Origin of the sequence: Microbacterium sp. BH-3-3-3 (genome assembly GCF_001792815.1) — a bacterium.
Taxonomy (GTDB): Bacteria; Actinomycetota; Actinomycetes; order Actinomycetales; family Microbacteriaceae; genus Microbacterium.
Window position 1 is genome coordinate 3,218,214 of record NZ_CP017674.1, and the last position, 19,139, is coordinate 3,237,352.

Annotated in this window: 11 protein-coding genes; 7 read left to right on the forward strand and 4 right to left on the reverse strand. The window is 68.4% G+C overall.

What is annotated here, in order from left to right; all coding sequences use genetic code 11:
• Positions 1–12 precede the first annotated feature (12 nt).
• Complete coding sequence (locus BJP65_RS14835) at positions 13–6,801, forward strand: PA14 domain-containing protein (protein ID WP_070409639.1); 6,789 nt, start codon at positions 13–15, stop codon at positions 6,799–6,801.
• A gap of 44 nt (positions 6,802–6,845) precedes the next feature.
• Positions 6,846–7,526, forward strand: coding sequence for a hypothetical protein (locus BJP65_RS16700; protein WP_156784916.1), 681 nt, complete (start codon positions 6,846–6,848; stop codon positions 7,524–7,526).
• Between the two features lie 420 nt (positions 7,527–7,946).
• On the opposite strand, the gene BJP65_RS14845 is transcribed toward BJP65_RS16700, so the two are convergent.
• Entirely contained in the window at positions 7,947–8,708 is a 762-nt protein-coding gene (locus BJP65_RS14845; protein ID WP_055839714.1) for an AAA family ATPase, read from the reverse strand.
• A 1-nt stretch (position 8,709) separates the two neighbouring features.
• Positions 8,710–10,281, reverse strand: a complete 1,572-nt coding sequence (locus BJP65_RS14850) for a dolichyl-phosphate-mannose--protein mannosyltransferase (RefSeq protein ID WP_070409641.1) — start codon at positions 10,279–10,281, stop codon at positions 8,710–8,712.
• 23 nt (positions 10,282–10,304) lie between these two features.
• Between BJP65_RS14850 and rsmI the strand changes: the two genes are divergently transcribed.
• From rsmI to BJP65_RS14865, 3 genes are all read left to right on the forward strand, one after another.
• A complete protein-coding gene (rsmI, locus tag BJP65_RS14855) occupies positions 10,305–11,123 on the forward strand; it encodes a 16S rRNA (cytidine(1402)-2'-O)-methyltransferase (protein ID WP_070409642.1) in 819 nt (272 codons plus the stop codon).
• A 47-nt stretch (positions 11,124–11,170) separates the two neighbouring features.
• Positions 11,171–12,763 (forward strand): methionine--tRNA ligase, encoded by a 1,593-nt coding sequence (metG, locus tag BJP65_RS14860; protein ID WP_070409643.1) that lies wholly within the window; start codon positions 11,171–11,173, stop codon positions 12,761–12,763.
• Positions 12,764–12,837: 74 nt separating this feature from the next.
• Positions 12,838–13,722 (forward strand): TatD family hydrolase, encoded by an 885-nt coding sequence (locus BJP65_RS14865; protein ID WP_070410047.1) that lies wholly within the window; start codon positions 12,838–12,840, stop codon positions 13,720–13,722.
• A 142-nt stretch (positions 13,723–13,864) separates the two neighbouring features.
• Here BJP65_RS14865 and BJP65_RS14870 read toward each other — a convergent pair whose 3' ends face one another.
• Positions 13,865–15,325, reverse strand: a complete 1,461-nt coding sequence (locus BJP65_RS14870) for a sugar porter family MFS transporter (protein WP_070410048.1) — start codon at positions 15,323–15,325, stop codon at positions 13,865–13,867.
• A 57-nt stretch (positions 15,326–15,382) separates the two neighbouring features.
• On the opposite strand from BJP65_RS14870, the gene rsmA reads away from it, so the two are divergent.
• Together rsmA and BJP65_RS14880 are read left to right on the forward strand one after the other, a co-directional pair.
• On the forward strand, positions 15,383–16,222 hold the full coding sequence (rsmA, locus tag BJP65_RS14875; RefSeq protein WP_070409644.1) for a 16S rRNA (adenine(1518)-N(6)/adenine(1519)-N(6))-dimethyltransferase RsmA: 840 nt from the start codon (positions 15,383–15,385) through the stop codon (positions 16,220–16,222).
• A gap of 240 nt (positions 16,223–16,462) precedes the next feature.
• The gene (locus tag BJP65_RS14880) at positions 16,463–17,398 is read left to right on the forward strand and encodes a phosphodiesterase (RefSeq protein ID WP_070409645.1); all 936 of its coding nucleotides are present in this window, start codon (positions 16,463–16,465) and stop codon (positions 17,396–17,398) included.
• Here BJP65_RS14880 and BJP65_RS14885 read toward each other — a convergent pair.
• Positions 17,349–18,929: a stealth conserved region 3 domain-containing protein gene (locus BJP65_RS14885; protein ID WP_070409646.1), complete on the reverse strand. Its 1,581-nt coding sequence runs from the start codon at positions 18,927–18,929 to the stop codon at positions 17,349–17,351. The genes BJP65_RS14880 and BJP65_RS14885 overlap by 50 nt on opposite strands.
• Between the last annotated feature and the right edge of the window lie 210 nt (positions 18,930–19,139).

A 19,139-nucleotide genomic window follows, 5' to 3' on the forward strand; every position in this document is an offset into this window, starting at 1 on the left:
CTGAGTACTCGGGTGACGTTCACCACCACGTCGGCGGCACCTTCGGGGGTGGGCATGTTCCTCTCTTCACGTCTCTGGCCCGGTTCGATCGTCGCCACGGTGGTGTTGATGGTGGGGACGGCCGTTCCCTTCGACGCTGCGATGGCGGTCTCACGTGTGGTCGTTTCCGAGGCCGCGCCATCGACCGCTGACGCTCCGGCGCTGGCGGCGTCCGACGAGCCCTCACCGCCGCCGGCGCTTCCCGACGGGTCTTTCGCCATTCCGGCCAGTACCGACGTGGCAGACGGCGTCGAACCGGCGGCGGTGCCCGCGATCGAACCGCCGCCCGTGGGCGCTGCCGTAGACGAGTGGGAGCGACGCCATGTCACCATCTCCGGTCTCAGCCCGGTCGATGAGGGCGAGGACACCACGCGGTACGTCAGCGGCACGGGCTCGACCGTCACTCGGGTGTCGTCCACGCCCGAGCGGGCGCGGCAGGACGACGGAACGTGGGTCGATGTGAACACGTCGGCGTCGCGCGACGGCGCGGACTGGACCGTCGACGACCACCCGTTGGCTCCCGTCTTCCGGGGAGGCGCCGACGAAGCCCCCTCGGTGACGGTCTCGCGCGAGGGCCACGACGTCTCGTTCGCTCTCGTCGGCGCGGAGCCCGGCGAGGTCGCCGCCCCGTTCTGGTGGTGGGACGACTGGGAGGAGCTCACCTACCAAGACGTGGCGGGCGGTGCTGACCTGGAGTACCGCGTCGAGCCGGGCGGGGTCAAGGAGTCGATCGTGCTCGATGCAGCTCCCGCGTCTCGGTCGTCGTGGACCTGGCGTATCGATGCCGGTTCGCTCACCCCGGCGCTCGGCGAGGCGGACTCCGTCGTGTTCACCGACGCATCGGGCGCGGAGGTACTGATGATCCCCACCCCGATCGCCACCGACTCGAGTGGCGTCGAGGGCGAGTCGGGCGACGCCGAGGTGGCCCTGGATGTCGCGCTGTGGAAGGCGAGCGACGGGTCGTGGCGGTACACCCTGCGCGCCGACCGCGAGTGGTTGCGCGACCCCGCGCGTGTGTACCCGGTGCGTATCGACCCGACGGTGATGACTCCCAACGGCGCGACCGCGTACAAGTCCGACGGAACCGTGTGGCATGGCGCGCAGATGATCGGCAATACGCGCGAGGGCAACGGGAACCGGTACTGGCGCTCGGTCGTCTCGTACGACTACGGACACCTGCCCGGGCAGTTCATCGTGGCCGCCAACTTGGAGGTGGGATACGACGGTCACGGCACGACGTCGTGGCAGCAGGGATGGGTCCAGCACGCGAGCGGCTTCTCGTACAGCGCGATGGGATCCCACCTCGGTTACTTCAACTTGGCGACCGATGTGGCAGAGGTCGAGGGCGACGGCATCGTGTCCCGGCTCGCGAGCAACCTGCGCATCGGAGACCGCCCGGCGTTCATGATCGGCGGGTGGGAGGGCTCGTCGTACTCGCTGAAGCGTGTGCAGTCCGCCCTGTGGGTGGAGTCGTGGAACTACCCGTCGGTCGGCGGCTGGGGTCCCGCCGACGGGGGTGTCGGCGTATCGCTGACGCCGGTGCTCGGCCTGAACGCGTACAACCCCGGCAACCGCACGCAGCAGTACGCTTTCGAGCTCGCCACCGACCCGGGTATGACGAACCTCGTCGCCGGGCGCGGGTGGGAGGGTGGCACGCAGTATCAGGTGCCCTCTGGTGTCTTGCGCACGGGCACGACGTACTACTGGCGCGTCTCGGTCGTCGACGATCTCAACGGTCTGTGGGGCCAATCGACGCAACGCCAATCGCCCGTGTACAGCTTCACGACGAGCAACGTGCCGCTTCCGGATGCCGCGACGGCGGCGCCGGGCAGCGCGGTCACCGAGACGCCGACCACGGTGACGACGGTGACCCCGAGCCTGCGCGTCGGAGCCGTCACCGACGCCGACGGGGTCGGCGGCTCGATGAGGTATCAGTTCAAGATCGCGACGGGTCAGGACGCGCGATCGGGAGCCGTGGTGACGTCCGGCTGGATCACGGCCGAGAACGGGATCGCCTCGTGGACAGTCCCGCCAGGAACCCTGCAAGACGGCGGCGTGTACTCGTGGACGGTCACCACCAACGATGGACAGGACACGAACACCGAGAACGGCTGGGTGCGTCGGCTGCGCACCGACCTCCGCCTCGGCGCGTCGGGGCCGTCTCCGTACGACTCCGCCGGCGCGGTGACGACGAACCTCGCCAATGGCAACGTGAACGTCTCGTTCGCGTCCCCGACCGTGCAGACCCTCGGAGGTGCGATGGGGATGTCGTTCACGTACAACTCGCAAGAGGTCCCGGGCGCCAATCGGGGTCTCGTCGGCGAATACTTCGATGCACGTACGGGAGGGGCGCCACCGACAGCACCGAGCGGGTACACCTTCACCGACAAGACGGCGATCATGGTGCGAACCGATCCCGCCGTGTCGTTCCGGTGGGGCCTGGGGGCACCGGCGGAGGCCGTCCCAGCGGATCATTTCTTGGCCCGGTGGACGGGGTTTCTCACGGTGCCGTCGGAGTTGGTGGGGAAGTCTCTTCGCTTCGGAGCCACCCACGACGACGGCGTTCGCGTCACGTACGACGGGCGACGGGTGATCGACCGGTGGGACGGCGGCACCATGACGACGGCGAGCGGGTCGCCGGTCACCGTGGCCGGAGGAGCGAAGCCGATTCAGGTCGAGTACTACGAACAGGTGGGGCTGTCACAGGTCGACCTGTGGGTCGAGTACACGCCCGACGGCGCGTCTTCGCCCATGCGGGTGAACGTCCCGCCCGACTGGTTCACGAAGCGCGTCTCGACTCTTCCGCAGGGGTGGGGCGCCTCGGTGCCGTTGGCGGGTGCCGCCTCGTCGTGGGTTCTGGCGCAGCTCACCGACGCCTCGGTCGTGCTGACCGACGTCACCGGCAAGACGCACACGTACGTCAAGATCGCCGCGGGGGGATACAAGGCTCCCGACGGCGAGTACGGCGTGCTCTCGTTGGACGGCAACGGCTGGGTCGTGCTCACCGACGAAGACGGCACGGTCTATCACTTCACCAAAGAGGGGCGCGTGGCCTCGGCCACGCCGCCCGAAGACGTTCGTAAGGCCGCCGCACCGCAGTCGATCCTCGATGCCAACGGGGTGACCACCGAGGTGGTCGACCCGGTGTCGCAGAGCGGCGATCAGTACACGCGCAAGGTCGTGTTCGGCTATCAGAACGGGGACCGCTCGTCGTGCTCCGAGCGATCGGGTGCGGGATACGCGAAGGCGCCGGTCGACATGCTGTGCCGGATCTCGTATCCCGACGGGTCGCAGTCGCAGCTGTTCTACAACGTGAACGGACAGCTCGCGGCCATCCTCGATCCCGGTGACGAGCTGACGCTGTTCGGATACGACACCGCCGGTGGCTTGCTGAGCCAGATTCGGGATGCCACGGCCAATGACAGCATTCCCGTTCCCGTCGCGGCGGGGGCGAACGATCCCGCATCGACGTCGATCACCTACGACGGCACGCGCGCCACGGGCGTGACCTTGCCGGCGCCGGACGGCGTGACGGTGGCAGAACGCCCGTCGCGCACGTACGCCTACGGTGACGGGCGCACCACGGTGTCGGTCTCGGGTCTGGCCGGTGTCTCGCAGACCGTCGATTTCGACCGGGCGTGGCGGCAGACGGCATCCACGAGCGCGATGGGGGTGTCGACGAGCCAGGAATGGGATGCCGCGAAAGACCTTGTCAGACGGACCACGGATGCCACGGGCCTGGTGTCGACGAAGGTGTACGACCGCACCGATCGGATGGTCGCAACCTACGGCGCGGCGCCCGCGGCATGCTTCCGCACTGATGGGCGTCCGGTCGATCGGCCGGCGGATGCGGCGGGTTGCGGTGTCGTGCCGTCGTCGACCGGAACCGTGTACGACGGCGGGCTGAACGGCCTGCAGGTCGCGTACTACTCGAACACGCGCAAGCTCTCGGGTAAGCCCGACGCGTACGCCCTGGGTGTGGGGCCTGCGGACGGGACGTTCGAGAAGGACTGGGGCGGGGGCTCGCCGATCGCGGGGACGGTCTCTCAGGATAACTTCTCTCTGCGTGCGACCGGCCTGATCACCTTCCCGCAGTCCGGGACGTATCAGCTGCGGACCAGCACCGACGACGGCTCGCGTGTCTGGCTCGACGACGTCCTGATGATCGACCGCTGGGTGGATCAGGGGCCGACGGCCGCCGACAGCGTCGCGTTCACGGTGGGCGAGGGGGACGTGCGCCGCGTGCGGGTGGAGTACTACGAGAACGCGGGCGGCGCGCGCGTCGACCTGCAGTGGAAGCCGCCGGGGGCGGGGTCCTTCCAGGCCGTGCCCGGAAGTCGACTGCGCCCCGACTACGGACTCGTGACCCGCTCGACGGTGGACGATTCCACGTCGGTCGCGGGGGCTGCGGCCCCGTCGATCGTGACCGAGACGACGTATCAAGACCCCATCGTCGGACAGGTGTCGGCCTCCACGGTCGACCCCGGCGGTCTGGCGTTGAAGAGCACTGCGGTGTCCGAGACGGTGAACGGCGCCGGATGGCTGCGTCAGAGATCGAAGGCACTGCCGGCCGCGGCGGCGTCCGGTTCGATCACGGATGCCAAGAGCACCACGCGCGCGTACTACGGCGACGCCGAGCAGCTGTCGGAAGACACGTGCGGCGTTTCCGCGGGCACGCGTCAGTTCGGGATGTTGAAGTCGTCGACCGGGCCCACACCCGCCAGCGGGCCCGCGATCGTGACGTCGTATGTCTATGACGTGATGGGTCGCACCGTCGGTACACGGGTGACGGGGGATGAGGCGTGGTCGTGCACGACGGTCGACGCGCGCGGGCGCACGGTGAAGGAGGTCTCGGTGGGCGGGGAGGGTGTCGCATCCGACACGGTCACGACGGTCTACTCGCCGACTCCCGCGGGAGTCTCGGTCACGGTGACCGGAACCCCCGTGCCCGGCTCGCTCACGTCGGCGACGACGACAACCACCGACCTGCTCGGGCGCGTTGTCGCGTACACCGATGTGTGGGGTGTCGTCACGACGCCTGTCTACGAATCGCTCACCGGCCGCGTGCTGCACGTGACGACGGCCGGTCCCGGCATCGCCTCGTCGACGACGGCCTTCGCCTACGACCGCGACGGTAAGACGCTGACGGTGACGTTCGACGGGCAGGTGTACGCGGCGTCGTCGTTCGACGCGAAGCAACGCCTCGCACAGGTGTCATACCTGGGCGGCTCGGCGCTGGGGGTGTCGTGGGATGACACGCGCGGCACGATCGGGGCGCAGACGTGGTCGTTCCCGTCATCGTCGTCGATCACCGATGAGGTGACGAGGTCGGTCGCGGGTCGGATCGTGCGAGAGAGCATCTCGCAAGGCGGGCAGTCGTTCGAGTCCACCTACGGCTACGACGCGGCGGGACGCCTGGTTTCCGCGAAGATCCCGGGTCATGAGCTGTCGTACGAGTTCGCGTCGTCGGGAGGGTGCGGTCCGAATGCGTCGGCGGGCGCGTCGGGTAACCGCACCAGGTACGTCGATCGGTACACGGCGCCGGGATCGTCGCAGACGGCTGTGATGACGGCGGAGTATTGCTACGACTGGGCTGACCGTGTGTTGTCGAACCCGGTGTGGGGTGCGGGTCCGGGGGCGTCGCAGATCGCTGACGGCTTCAACGCCGACGAGATCACGTACGACCTCCGCGGCAACACGACGCGTCTGTCGAATCTGTTGTTCTCGTACGACGCCGACAACCGTCATGTGGGGACGAGGACGTATGCCGGGTCCACGGTGTCGCTGGTGCGGGATGCGTCGGGTCGGGTGGTGTCGCGGTCGGTGGATCCGACGGGCGATGCGCCGAAGGTGACGACGCGGTTCGTGTACGCGGGTGCGGGGGACAGTCCGTGGGCGGTGGTGTCGGGGGATGCCGCGCCGGTGGTGTTCCTGTCACTGCCGGGCGGGGTGACGGTCGACGTTCCCGGGTCGGGGCCGGCGACGTGGTCGTATCCGTCGCTGCAGGGACACACGGTCACGACCGGCGATGGGTCGTCGGCGTCGGGTGTCGAGCTGTACGACCCGTTCGGCCAGCCCCTCGCCCCGGACACGCTTGCGCTGGGTACGGGGGTGGCGAATGAGTCGGGTGCGGTGAACGGGACGACGGGGTGGCATCAGGGGGCGCAGAAGATCGTCGACACGACGGAGTCGACGCTGATCATCGAGATGGGCGCACGCCTGTATGTACCGGCGTTGGGTCGGTTCTTGCAGGTGGACCCGGTGGAGGGTGGCGTCGATAACGACTACGTCTGGCCGACCGACCCCATCGGCAAGAACGACCTCAGCGGACAGTTCGCAGCGGTCGCCGCCGCGCCGTTGCTGGCGACTGGACCAATCGGATGGATATTGCTGGGGGCGCTCGTCGTCGTCAGCGTTGCCGTCGTCATTTCGGAGGCGCAGCGCGCGGCGTCAGCCGTTCGTGCTGAGCCCCGTGTCGTTCCTGTTCCCGGCGGCCGGTGGTTTAGGCCGGATGCGAAATATTCGGTATATGTGATTAGCAAATCAAATCAGGTTTGGAAGTATGGAATTACAAGCGGTGTTAGTCGAAATACCAGACCATCCTCGCAGCTGGCGCAGTGTGGAAGATCTTGCTCTTACACGTTCCTTCACCAAAACGTGCGGGGGTACTACGCGGCTCGGACGCTCGAGTATGGTTACATTTCGCGATATCGATCTAAGTATGGACATTGTCCTCCGGGGCAGAGATGGAGTTACAAATAATGCTTCAATTTGAGGATTCCGTGCCGCTCGAGCGAGTTGTTAGCATGCAAGGATTCGATGCAAATTTTGTGAACAGTCGGGATGTGTACCAGATTCTTCATTGGGCACCTGGAAGAGTGCGGCGAAAATACACTCTGTCGTTGATCTTTGATGGTCAGCAAGTTGGGCTCGACGAATTACTGCTCGATTTCCGCGCACCCGCGATGTGCGTTGGTCGCGGAACCGTGGCCGTGGGAGTGGACGAATGTGTATCGACGACATTCTCTCGACAGTTCGAGTCGGGTCTGGAGGGCGCTTTCAAGTTTGTCCGGACGACGCGCCGTGGTATTCGCCTCTCAAGGTCAGGTGTTTATTCACCTGGGAGATTTGGGCCATTCTCTCGGAGTCAACAGCTTTATGCCGCAGGCTTGTTACAAGTTCCAATTCTCACGCTATACGGATTCCGTGCCAGATGGGCTGCGGGTTTGTCCACCGTGGAGGAGAGGTATTTCTTGCTCCTCGCAACCACGGCTGAGGAGGCTATCTCTATGGTAGGTGCCAAACTTCTAGATTCATTCGCAGATGTCGAAGTGGAACAAGTTGTTCTAGAGATGGACGACATGAGGCTAACAACGATCGTTGGACAGGTTAGCCTTTTTGATACGTCTCGCGTCTCGCAACTCAACGAGATGGCATTCGTTGAAGCGTTTCGATTAGGTTCGGTAATAAAACGGAATGATCTGTGAAATGGTGTACGACCACTGCGAAGGTTTGGAGCCTCCAACGCATTCAGGGTGTTTTGGTCAGTACACGGTGCCGGGGTAGTCGTAGGCCCGGGTGCTGACAGCATCTTGACGAGAGGGCGGAAAGTGCACCGGTACTTTCGAATTGGCGGAGGGGTGCATCGAGAAAGCGAAGATGTTGCTTTCTCGGGCGGTCGAGATTGATCCACGGTGTAGCTGGCAACTCGCAGATTTTTTTCTCGAGATGAGCGACCTGCAAGCCGCGAAGCATGCTCTCGAGGTGGCGGAGGCGTCTGGGGAGGAGCGCGCCGCTGACCAACTGGCTGAGGTACGCGAGATGATCCGCCGACAATCGATTCCTGGACCGTTGCAATGAAGGAGGCTTCCCGACGAAGCACGGGTTCTTTCCCACGGCATCCCCGTTCACTCCAGCAGATGCCGTAGATACCGTCCCGGCGCGTCCAAGAATCCCCGGTGCAATCGCACCAGCTCCAGGTCTTCCCACGCGCTCTCGCGAATGCCCCACTCGCCGAGCTCGAGGATCGTCGCCCCCGGCAGGGCGGCGAGCACGGGGGAGTGGGTGGCGCAGATGACCTGCGTTCCGCGTGAGCGCATGCGGTCGAGCGACGCCAGCCAGCGCAGCGTCGACGAGAACGACAGGGCCGCCTCGGGCTCGTCGAGGCACGCGAGGCCCGCAACGTAGTGCTCGTGGTCGAGGGCTTCGTCGAGCAGGGCGTTGAACGACTCGCCGTGGCTCATCTCATGCAGGCTCGGCGCCGGGCCGCCCAGTTCTTCGCGCCACGAGTAGTAGCCGTGCATGGTCTCGGCGCGTAAGAAGAAGCCCCAGCGCGGCGCGCGGGGGCTGCGCTCGATACGCAGCCACTCGCCGAGGGCGCTTTCGCTGCGGCGGGTCTCGGTGCCGCCGTTCGTCGAGCCCCCCTCGGCGGGAAGCCCGGCGGCCTCGGCGATGCCCTCGATGAGGGTGGACTTGCCCGAACCGTTCTCGCCGACGAGAAAAGTGACGCCGGGACCGAACTCCCACCCGTCGCCCGCCGCGACCTCGAGAAACTGCGCCACCGCCGGCACGGTCGCCGGCCACGCGGTGTGGTCGACGGGGGCATCGCGGAACAGCTTCACCCGCTGCACCGGCCGCGGGTCGTGCAGCCACTCGTCGCCGCGGCTCACGTCAGATCCAGGTGGGCAGCCAGTTGTGCAGGCGCCAGAACTCGTACGGCACCGGCAGCCCCGCCCACACGGGGTACCAGAACGCCGAGATCCCCACGCACACCACCACGAAGACGAGCACGACACCCTGACCGCCCGCGCGCGACATGCCGCGCGTCCCCTGAGCGATGTCACGCAGGGCGAATGCGAGCGCGAGCACCAGGAACGGCAGCATCGCCACCGTGTAGAACTGGAAGATCGTGCGCTCGGGGTACAGCAGCCACGGCACGTAGGTGGCGGCGAGCCCCGTCAGCACCAGCGCCTGGCGCCAGTCCCGCACGATGACGAACCGCACGAGCAGATACACGGATGCCGCGACCCCGGCCCACCAGATGAGCGGGTTCGCGAGGCTCGAGATCGCCTCGGTGCAGCCGTCCGGCAGGGCGCAGCCGTTCACCCCGAAGTCGTCTTGGTGCCAGTACATCGACGTCGGGCGAACGAGCAACGGCCACTGCCAGGCGGGGCTGGCGTAGCTGTGCGGGGTGACGAGCCCGACGTGGAAGTTGTACATCTCCTGGTGATAGGCCCACAGGTTCTGCAGGGGCTGCGGCACCCACGACCAGAACCCGCTCGCCGACGCGGCGAGGCCGCGCATGTACCCGCCCGAGGTGAACAGCCAGCCCGACCAGCTCGCGAGGTACACGACGGCGGCGACCGGCACGAGCAGCACGAACGAGGCGAGGCCCTGGCGCACGGCATCCATCGGCCACTGCACGACACCCGCGCGGCGGCGCGCGAGCGCGTCGGTGACGACGGCGTAGATCCCGACCCCGGCGAGCACGTACAGGCCCGACCACTTCACGCCGGTCGCGGCTCCCGCTGCGGCGCCCGCGGCGAGCAGCCAGGGGCGGTTCCAGAGGATCGGCCCCCACCGGGGCGGATCGCCCTCGCGCGCCGAGACGAGGCGGGCCAGACGATCGCCGGTGCGCCGGTGATCGAGGGCGACGAACCAGAACGTCAGCACGACGAAGAACGTGAGAAAGATGTCGAGCAGCGCGATGCGGCTCAGCACGATGCCGAGGCCGTCGATGGCGAAGAGACCGGATGCCACGGTCGCCAGCGGAATCGATCGCGTCAGCGTCCGCGCGAACAGGTAGATCAGCAGCACCGTGGCCGTGCCGAAGACCGCGGCCGACAGGCGCCATCCGGTCGCGGAGTCGGGGCCGAGCACCGCCATGCCGGCACCGAGCAGGATGCGTCCGAGCGGGGGGTGCACGACGTAGCTGCCGATGCCGGTGAAGACGTCGGTGTCACCGGCGGCGAAGCTGGCGTCGGCGCCCTCGGGCCACGTCGAGGGGTACCCGAGCACCCACTGGCTCCACGAGTCCTTCACGTAGTAGGTCTCGTCGAACACGAGCTGGTGCGGATTGCCGAGGTCGATCAGACGCAGCACGGCCGCCACGACGGTGACGAGGGCGGGAGCCAGCCATCGCCACACGCGCAGACCCCGGGGATCGAGGAGCATCGCGTCACGCCACCGGTCGAGTCGCGTTCGCTCGATCGGGGCCAGCAGAGGAGGGCCGACGGTGCTCACGGCCCCCAGCCTAAGGTGGAACGGTGATCATCCTCGCGGCGACGCCCATCGGCAACCTGGGTGACGCCTCGCGGCGTCTCATCGAAGCGCTCGAGAACGCCACCGTCGTGGCGGCGGAAGACACGCGCACCACCCAGCGGCTCATGGCCGGCCTCGGCGTCGAGAACCGTCCTCGCCTGATCGCGCTGCACGATCACAACGAGAAGGAGCGCGCCGCCGAACTCGTCGAGCTCGCGCGCGTCGACGACCTCCTCGTGTTGAGCGACGCGGGCATGCCCACCGTCAGCGACCCCGGTTACGGTCTGGTCGCCGCGGCGGCCGCCGCCGGCGTCACGGTCACCGCCCTGCCCGGTCCGAGTGCGGTCGTCACCGCCCTCGCGGTGGCGGGACTCCCCACCGACCGCTTCGCCTTCGAGGGGTTCCCCCGCCGCAAGCCCGGCGACCGGCGTCGCGCCTTCGCGCAGCTGGCGTCGGAGGAACGCACCCTGGTGTTCTTCGAGTCGCCGTCGCGGCTGGCATCCACTCTCGACGACCTCGCCGCCACCTTCGGCGCGGATCGCCCCGCGGCGGTCTGCCGCGAGCTCACCAAGCTGTACGAAGAGGTCAAGCGCGGAACCCTCGCCGAACTCGCCGCCTGGGCGGCCGAGGGCGTGCGCGGAGAGATCGCGATCGTCGTGGGCGGCGCCAGTGCGCGCGAGGTCGCATTCCCGGATGCCGTGACCCAGGTGCTCGAACTCGTGCGCGGCGGCACGCGACTCAAAGAGGCCGCGGCCGAGGTGGCGTCGTTGACCGGCCACTCCTCGCGCGAGCTGTACCAGGCGGGACTGGCCGTCAAACGCTGACGCGTCACGCGGTCGGGCGCGTCGGCGCGCCCCCGTAGAATCCTCAGGTGACTTCCGGCCGATCCTTCTACATCACGACGCCGATCTACTACCCCAGCGATCTGCCCCACATCGGGCACGGGTACACGACCGTCGCCGTCGACACGCTCGCGCGCTGGCACCGCCAGGCGGGCGACGACACCTGGATGCTCACGGGCACCGACGAGCACGGCCAGAAGATGCTGCGCGCGGCCGCCGCCAACGGCGTGACCCCGCAGGAGTGGGTCGACAAGCTCGTCACCGAGTCGTGGTTCCCGCTGCTCGAGACCCTCGACGTCGCCAACGACGACTTCATCCGCACGACGCAGCCCCGCCACGAGGAGCGCGTGCAGCAGTTCGTGCAGGCTCTCTTCGACCGCGGCTACATCTACGCGGGCGAGTACGAGGCCCTGTACTGCGTGGGCTGCGAGGAGTTCAAGCCCGAAGCCGAGATCGTCGACGGGACCGGGCCGTTCGAGGGGCTCAAAGTCTGCGCGATCCACTCCAAGCCGCTCGAGCTGCTGCAAGAGAAGAACTACTTCTTCAAGCTCAGCGAGTTCCAGGACCGCCTGCTCGAGCTGTACAAGACCGAGCCCGACTTCGTGCGCCCCGAGTCGGCGCGCAACGAGGTCGTGTCGTTCGTGCGCAGCGGTCTGAAAGACCTGTCGATCTCGCGCTCGGCCTTCGACTGGGGCATCACGGTTCCGTGGGACCCCTCGCACGTCATCTACGTGTGGGTCGATGCGCTGCTCAACTACGCCACCGCCGTGGGCTACGGCACCGACCCGGTCACCGGAGAGGTCGCCGAGGAGTTCGCCCGCCGCTGGCCCGCGTTCCACGTCGTCGGCAAAGACATCCTGCGCTTCCACGCCGTCATCTGGCCGGCCATGCTCATGGCCGCCGGCCTCGACGTGCCCCGCGGCGTCTTCGCGCACGGCTGGCTGCTCGTCGGCGGCGAGAAGATGTCGAAGTCCAAGCTCACCGGCATCGCGCCCACCGAGATCACCGACGTCTTCGGCTCCGACGCGTACCGCTTCTACTTCCTCTCCGCGATCGCCTTCGGCCAGGACGGCTCCTTCTCGTGGGAAGACCTGTCGGCCCGCTATCAGGCCGAGCTCGCCAACGGCTTCGGCAACCTGGCATCCCGCACCATCGCGATGATCGAGAAGTACTTCGCGGGGATCGTGCCCCCGGCCGGCGAATACGCCGAGGGCGATTTCGCCATTCAGCGGATCGTGGCGGATGCCGCGGCCTCCGCCGACGCGGCCGTGGAGCGGTTCCGCATCGACGAGGCCATCCAGTCGATCTGGACGATCGTCGACGCGCTCAACGGCTACATCACCGAGAACGAGCCGTGGGCCCTGGCGAAAGACGAGACGAAGCGCGAGCGCCTCGGCACCGTGCTGTACACCGCCGCGGAGGGACTGCGCGCCCTCGCGGTGCTGTTGTCGCCCGTCATGCCCGTCGCGACCGACAAGCTGTGGACCGCCCTCGGTGCCGCCGAGAGCCTGGGCGGCGTGCGCGATCAGCCCCTCCGCGAAGCGGGAGCCTGGGGCGTGCTGCGGGCGGGGACGTCGGTCGCCGGCCTGTCGCCGCTGTTCCCGCGCGTCGAGCAGGCGTGACGCCCGTGGCCCCTGAGTCGGTCGAAGGGTCCGCCCCCGCCGGCTCCACGCCCGTCGAGCGCCCGCGCGGAACCATCGACGGCGTCGATCCCAGCCAGTACGTGCGCGAGCGCTCGGTCGACGGGCGCCGCGACGTGAGCTACCCGCCCGCGCCCGAGCCGCTCGGCGTACCCGTCTACGACAACCACACGCACCTCGAGATCGAAGACGGCGACACCGGCCTGTCGCTCGACGAGCAGCTGGAGCGGGCCCTGGCGGTGGGTGTCAACGGCGTCGTGCAGGCCGGCGGCGACATCGACTCGTCGCGGTGGTCGGCGTGGGCGGCGCGCACGCACCCGCGTGTGCTCGCGGCCGTGGCCGTGCACCCCAACGAGGCCCCCGTGTACGAGCGGGCGGGGGAGTTGGATGCCGCGATCGCGGTCATCGACGAGCTCGCCGCCGAGCCGCGCGTGCGGGCGATCGGCGAGACGGGCCTGGACTTCTTCCGCACCGAGGCCGACGGCTTCCCGGCGCAGATGCGGTCGTTCGAGGCGCACATCGAGCTTGCCAAGAAGCACGGCATCGCCATGCAGATCCACGATCGCGATGCCCACGAAGCCGTACTCGAGACGCTGGAGCGCGTCGGCGCTCCCGACAAGACGGTGTTCCACTGCTTCTCGGGCGACGCCGACATGGCGCGCATCGCGGCCGACCGCGGGTACTACCTGTCGTTCGCGGGCAACGTCACGTTCAAGAACGCGCAGAACCTGCGCGACGCGCTGGCCGTCACGCCGCGCCAGCGCATCCTCGTCGAGACCGACGCCCCGTTCCTCACCCCGGCACCGTACCGCGGCCGCCCGAACGCGCCGTACCTCATCCCCGTGACGCTGCGGTTCCTGGCGGCCGAGCTGCGAATCGATGCCGACGAACTCGCCGTGCAGGTCGCCGCGAACACGCTCGAGGTCTACGGGGAGTTCTAGGCCGGCGCCGGGTTCAGCGCTTCTCGTCGTCGAGTCGCGCCTCTTCGGCGCGCTCGAGGCGGTCCTTCTCCTTCTGCGCCGCTTCGCGCTCCTCGCGGATCTCTTCGTGGGACTTCGAGTTGTTCGTCATGGAGGGATCCTGTCAGCTCTTCTGCGTCTTCGGCTTGCGCACGAACAACGTTTCGGTCTGCTCGAGTTCCATGCCCTTGGTCTCGGGGATCTTCCACAGCACGAAGACGAACGACAGCGCCGCGAAGAACGCGTAGGCGCCGTACGTGATCGTGAGCGACCAGTCGGCGAGCTGCGGGAAGGTCCACGACACGAGGAAGTTGGCCAGCCACTGCGCGCCGGCGGCGACGCCGAGGGCCTTGCCGCGGATGCGGCTGGGGAAGATCTCGCCGAGCAGCACCCACACGAGCGGTCCCCACGACGCGCCGAACCCGACGACGAAGAGGTTGGCGGCGACGAGCGCGACCGGACCCCAGGCGCCCGGGAGCGAGACGTCCTGCCCCGAGCCCGTGGCGAACGAGAACGCGAGGGCCATCGTGCCGAGCGAGAGCGCCATCAGCGCCGAGCCCACCAGCAGCAGGGGCTTGCGGCCGACGCGGTCGACGAGCCAGATGGCGATCAGGGTCACGAGCACGTTCGTCACCGAGGTGATCACGCCGATGAGCAGCGAGTTGCTCTCGTCGAAGCCGACCGCCCGCCACAGGCTCGTGGAGTAGTAGAAGATCACGTTGATGCCGACGAACTGCTGGAACACCGACAGGATGATGCCGATCCAGACGATCGGCTGCAGTCCGAGGGCCTTGCCCGCGAGCGACGCGCTCTTGTTGCGGCGGTCGGCCTCGAGGCCGTTGGTGAGCTCGGTGAGGGTCTTCTCGAGGTCGGCCGGGGGAACGAGGCGGGCGAAGACGGCCCGCGCCTCGTCGGTGCGCCCGCGCGCGAGCAGGAAGCGCGGCGACTCGGGCATCGTGAAGGCCAGCAGACCGTAGACCGCTGCCGGCACCACACCGATGAGGAACATCCAACGCCAGGCCTCGAGCCCCCACCAGAGCTGGTTGTCGGCGGTGCCACCGGCGATGCCGACCAGGACGGCGTTGCTGAGCAGGGCGGCGAAGATGCCGAGCGTGATCGCCAGCTGCTGCAACGACGCCAGGCTGCCGCGGATCTGACGCGGGGCCACCTCGGCGATGTAGGCCGGAGCCACCACCGAGGCGATCCCGATGCCGAGCCCGCCGATCACGCGCCAGATGGTGAGGTCGAGCACGCTGAACGTCAGCGCCGACCCGATGGACGACGCGAAGAACAGCACGGCGCCGATCATCATGACCTTCAGACGACCGAAGCGGTCGGAGAGGGCGCCGGCGGCGATCGCGCCCACCGCGCAGCCGATCAACGCGATCGCGACGACGAAGCCGGTGAGGGTCGGAGCCTTCGTGTACTCGGTCTCGATGGACTGCACGGCGCCGTTGATGACGGAGGAGTCGAATCCGAAGAGGAAGCCGCCGACGGCCGCCGCGATCGAGAGCACCACGGCTCGTCGACCGAAGGGGCTGCGCAGGGTGAAAGAATTCGCGGGGATCGACTGGGTCTGACTCACCCGCACACGCTACTCCTGTCACCCGGAGCGCGCAGCGAGGCTGACTACAGTGGAACAATGCCCGTTTCCCTGCTCGGTGCCGCCGAGATCCGCCGGCTCGCCGCCGACCTCGGCGTCACCCCCACCAAGAAGCTCGGGCAGAACTTCGTCGTCGACGCCAACACCGTGCGCAAGATCGTCCACGTCGCCGGGGTCTCGGCATCCGACCGTGTCGTCGAGATCGGTCCCGGGCTCGGTTCGCTCACCCTCGCGATCCTCGAGACCGGTGCCTCGGTCGTGGCCGTCGAGATCGACCACCGCCTCGCCGAGCGTCTTCCCTCCACCGCCGCAGCGCACGACGTGCCCGCCGACCGGTTGACGGTCATCGACGCCGACGCCCTGCGCGTGCAGTCGCTGCCGGGGGAGCCCGAGATCCTGGTGGCGAACCTGCCCTACAACGTCTCGGTGCCGGTGCTGCTGCACTTCCTCGAGACGTTCCCCTACCTGCGCAGCGGCGTCGTCATGGTGCAGGCCGAGGTGGGGGAGCGGCTCGCCGCCCCGCCCGGGTCGAAGGTGTACGGAGCTCCGAGCGTCAAGGCGGCCTGGTACGGCCGGTGGCGGCTCGCCGGCACCGTGTCGCGCCAGGTGTTCTGGCCGGTGCCGAACGTCGACAGCGTGCTGGTCGCGTTCGAGCGCGACGCCGACGTACGCGGCTCCGAGGAGCACCGGCGCCGCACGTTCCAGATCGTGGATGCCGCCTTCCAGCAGCGTCGCAAGATGCTGCGCCAGGCGCTGTCGGCCGTGCTGGGCGGAACCGCGGCCGAGGCATCGGCCCAGCTCGAGAGAGCCGGCGTCGACCCCACGCTGCGGGGCGAGCAGCTCACGGTCGAGGATTACGCCCGCATCGCCGCCCTCTGAGGCGTGGCGGTTCCGCGTCGGGCGGCGGCGCTCGGCGCGGGGCACGGTCGGCCGGGTGGACGCCGATCCGCCCGAGGGGGCGCGGTCGTGCCGCTCTTCTCACGACCGAAATCGAGAGGCATCTGGGCGAATTCGCACCGTGTTCATCACGCGTTCGCGAAACATGCCGGTAACATTTCGAGCCAACCGGGAGCATCACGCCGGTGACGAGGTCGTACCCGACGGCCCGAGAGGAACGAGATGCGTTACGCCGAGTATCCCCGCGCTGAGCGAGTGCTCCTGCACCTGAGCGACACCCACCTGCGTGCGGGAGGAAGCCGGCTCTACGACAGGGTCGACGCCGAGGCGTATCTCGCCCGAGCCGTCGCGTCGATCGAGGCGTCCGGCATCCGGCCGCAGGCGCTCGTCTTCACGGGCGACCTCGCCGACTTCGGTGAGGCCGACGCGTACGACCGCGTCCGCGCGCTCGTCGACCCCCTCGCCGAGCGCCTCGACGCCCGCGTCGTCTGGGTGATGGGCAACCACGACGACCGCGCCACCTTCCGCTCGCACCTGCTGCCCGACGACGGCGCCGACCCCGCGGCGCCCGTCGACCGCGTCGACGAGTTCGACGGACTGCGCATCGTCACGCTCGACACCTCGGTTCCCGGCGCGCACCACGGCGAGGTCAGCGCCGCGCAGCTGGCCTGGCTCGCCGACGTCTTGGCGACACCGGCCCCGCTGGGCACCGTGCTGGCGATGCACCACCCGCCCGTGCCGAGCGTGCTCGACCTCGCCGCCTCGGTCGAACTCCGCGATCAGCGGAGCCTCGCCGACGTGCTGCGCGGCACCGACGTGCGGGCGATCCTCGCCGGTCACCTGCACTACTCCACGTTCGCCACCTTCGCCGGCATCCCGGTGTCGGTCGCCTCGGCCACCTGCTACACGCAGGACCTCATGGTGCCCGCCGGGGGAACCCGGCCGCAGGACGCCGCGCAAGGCTTCAACACCGTGCACATCTACGACGAGACGATCGTGCACTCGGTCGTGCCGCTGGCAGCCACCGAAGCCCTGCAGTACGTCGACGCCGCCGAGTCGCAGCGACGCTTGCACGACGCCGGGATCCTGGTCCCGAGCGCGCGGGAACTCAGCGGACGGGTGTCGCCGCCGACGACGCCGCTGCCGATCCTGCGCTGACCGACGGCTTCTCCCACGGAGCGGCGACCGGGAAGTACCTCTCGAGGCAGGCGCGCAGGGCGGGAACGCGCACCTCTTCGGGGATTTCGGGCACGCTGCCGTCGTTGAGGCAGAACATGTCGGTGTCGCGTCGCGAGACCAGGCGCTCCATCGTGCGCAGCGAGTCGAGCTGCGTGGTCTGCACGTACCGTGTCCGCGGCTGCGTGGTGATGACCGCGCGACCCGTCGCCAGGGCGTAGTGGTGGTACAGGCTGTTGGTCACCGAGATGTCTGTCGCCGAACGGAACCGGCTGGCGGCGGTGCGCGCGTAGTCCTCGGCGAACTCCTGCTCCAGCTCGAAGGCCACCGAGCGGCGCAGTGGCGTCGCGCAGTGCTCGAGGTCGAGCGTGATGACGCGGTTGAAGTGCTCCTTCAGCAGGGCGCGGTTCACCCGCAGGGCGTTGTCGTGTCCGGAGCGGTCGACGTGCGACGGGCCGCTGCCGATGCGGACGCCGCTCTCGACGAACCGGCTCACGCCCCCGCCGCTGAAGAACAGCTCGGGAGTGACCGGACGACCGAAGAACATGTCGTCGTTGCTGTAAAGGAAGTGCTCGGCGAGCCCGGGGATGCGGTGCAGCTGGGCTTCGACGGCGTGGGAGTTGTGCGTGGGGAGCACCGAGGGATCGGCGAAGAACTCCTCGCTGCGCACGATGGTGACCTTGGGGTGGTCGGCGAGCCACTCGGGCGTGGGGGAGTCGGTCGCGATGAAGATGCGACGCACCCACGGGGCGTACATGTGCACACTCCGAAGCGCATACCGAAGCTCGTCGACCTGGCGGTAGCGGGCGGCGTTGTCGTCGCCGTCGCCCACCACGTAGCCCTGCATCCGCGCGGCGCGCTGACGCTGGAACTCGCTCGACGAGCCGTCGACCCACGAGAAGACCATGTCGACGTCGGCGGTGAACTCGTTGGGGTGCGGATCGAACATGCCCGACACCGTCGTCCACGTGCGGCCGTACCGCTCGACCTCGACCAGGTCGAGATCGGCGGCGGCGAAGCGACGTCGGGTCAGGGCGCTCGGGCGGGGCGCTTCGATCGTCGTCTTGCCGAAACGCCACAGCTCCAAGCGGGGAGCCAGTGCCGCGCCGTAGCGGTACGAGCCCTCCGACGAGGTGCGGGGGCGGAAGACGGCGTAGGCCTGGACGGTCCCGGGTGCGGGCACGACGCTGTGCGCCGGAACGGGGTCTTCGCCGCGTGCCTTCAGATACACCGGACCGAGATCGGGATCGCACAGGGCAGCGATCGCGGCGATCGCGTCGGCGGTGTCGACGACGAGCTTGGGGCGACGGTTGGCATCGCGAACGAGCATCACCCGCACGCCCGCGGCCTCGATGGCGGCGGCCGCGGTGAGCAGATCGTCGCGTTCCGCGACCGCGGGAGGGGCGGTGTCGTCGATGACGTGCAGGATGCCGTCGTGCATCCGGATATCGGACCGGGACAGCAGGGCGCGCCAGGGATCGGCGTCGATCGACAGGGGGACCATCGGGCGCATACTGCCTCCTCGGAAGGGGTGGACGGGATTGGGACACCGTATGGTTCCGGCGTTTCGGTCGCGTTTCGGCGACGGCGCCGATCGACACGGGGGGCGCGCTACTGTCGAAGAGTGACTCGAATCGCGCGTTCCGGCCCGGACCTTCCCGTGACCTCGCGTGAGCGACGGCGGGAAGCGGGCCGACGTTCCAGTTTCGCACACGGCGACGCG

Excerpts from the sequence above, each read along its gene's own strand:
- BJP65_RS14880 (WP_070409645.1), top strand. The coding sequence starts at position 16,463 with ATGCGTTACGCCGAGTATCCCCGCGCTGAGCGAGTGCTCCTGCACCTG.
- BJP65_RS14885 (WP_070409646.1), bottom strand. The coding sequence starts at position 18,929 with ATGCGCCCGATGGTCCCCCTGTCGATCGACGCCGATCCCTGGCGCGCC.
- rsmA (WP_070409644.1), top strand. The coding sequence starts at position 15,383 with ATGCCCGTTTCCCTGCTCGGTGCCGCCGAGATCCGCCGGCTCGCCGCC.
- BJP65_RS16700 (WP_156784916.1), top strand. The coding sequence starts at position 6,846 with ATGCAAGGATTCGATGCAAATTTTGTGAACAGTCGGGATGTGTACCAG.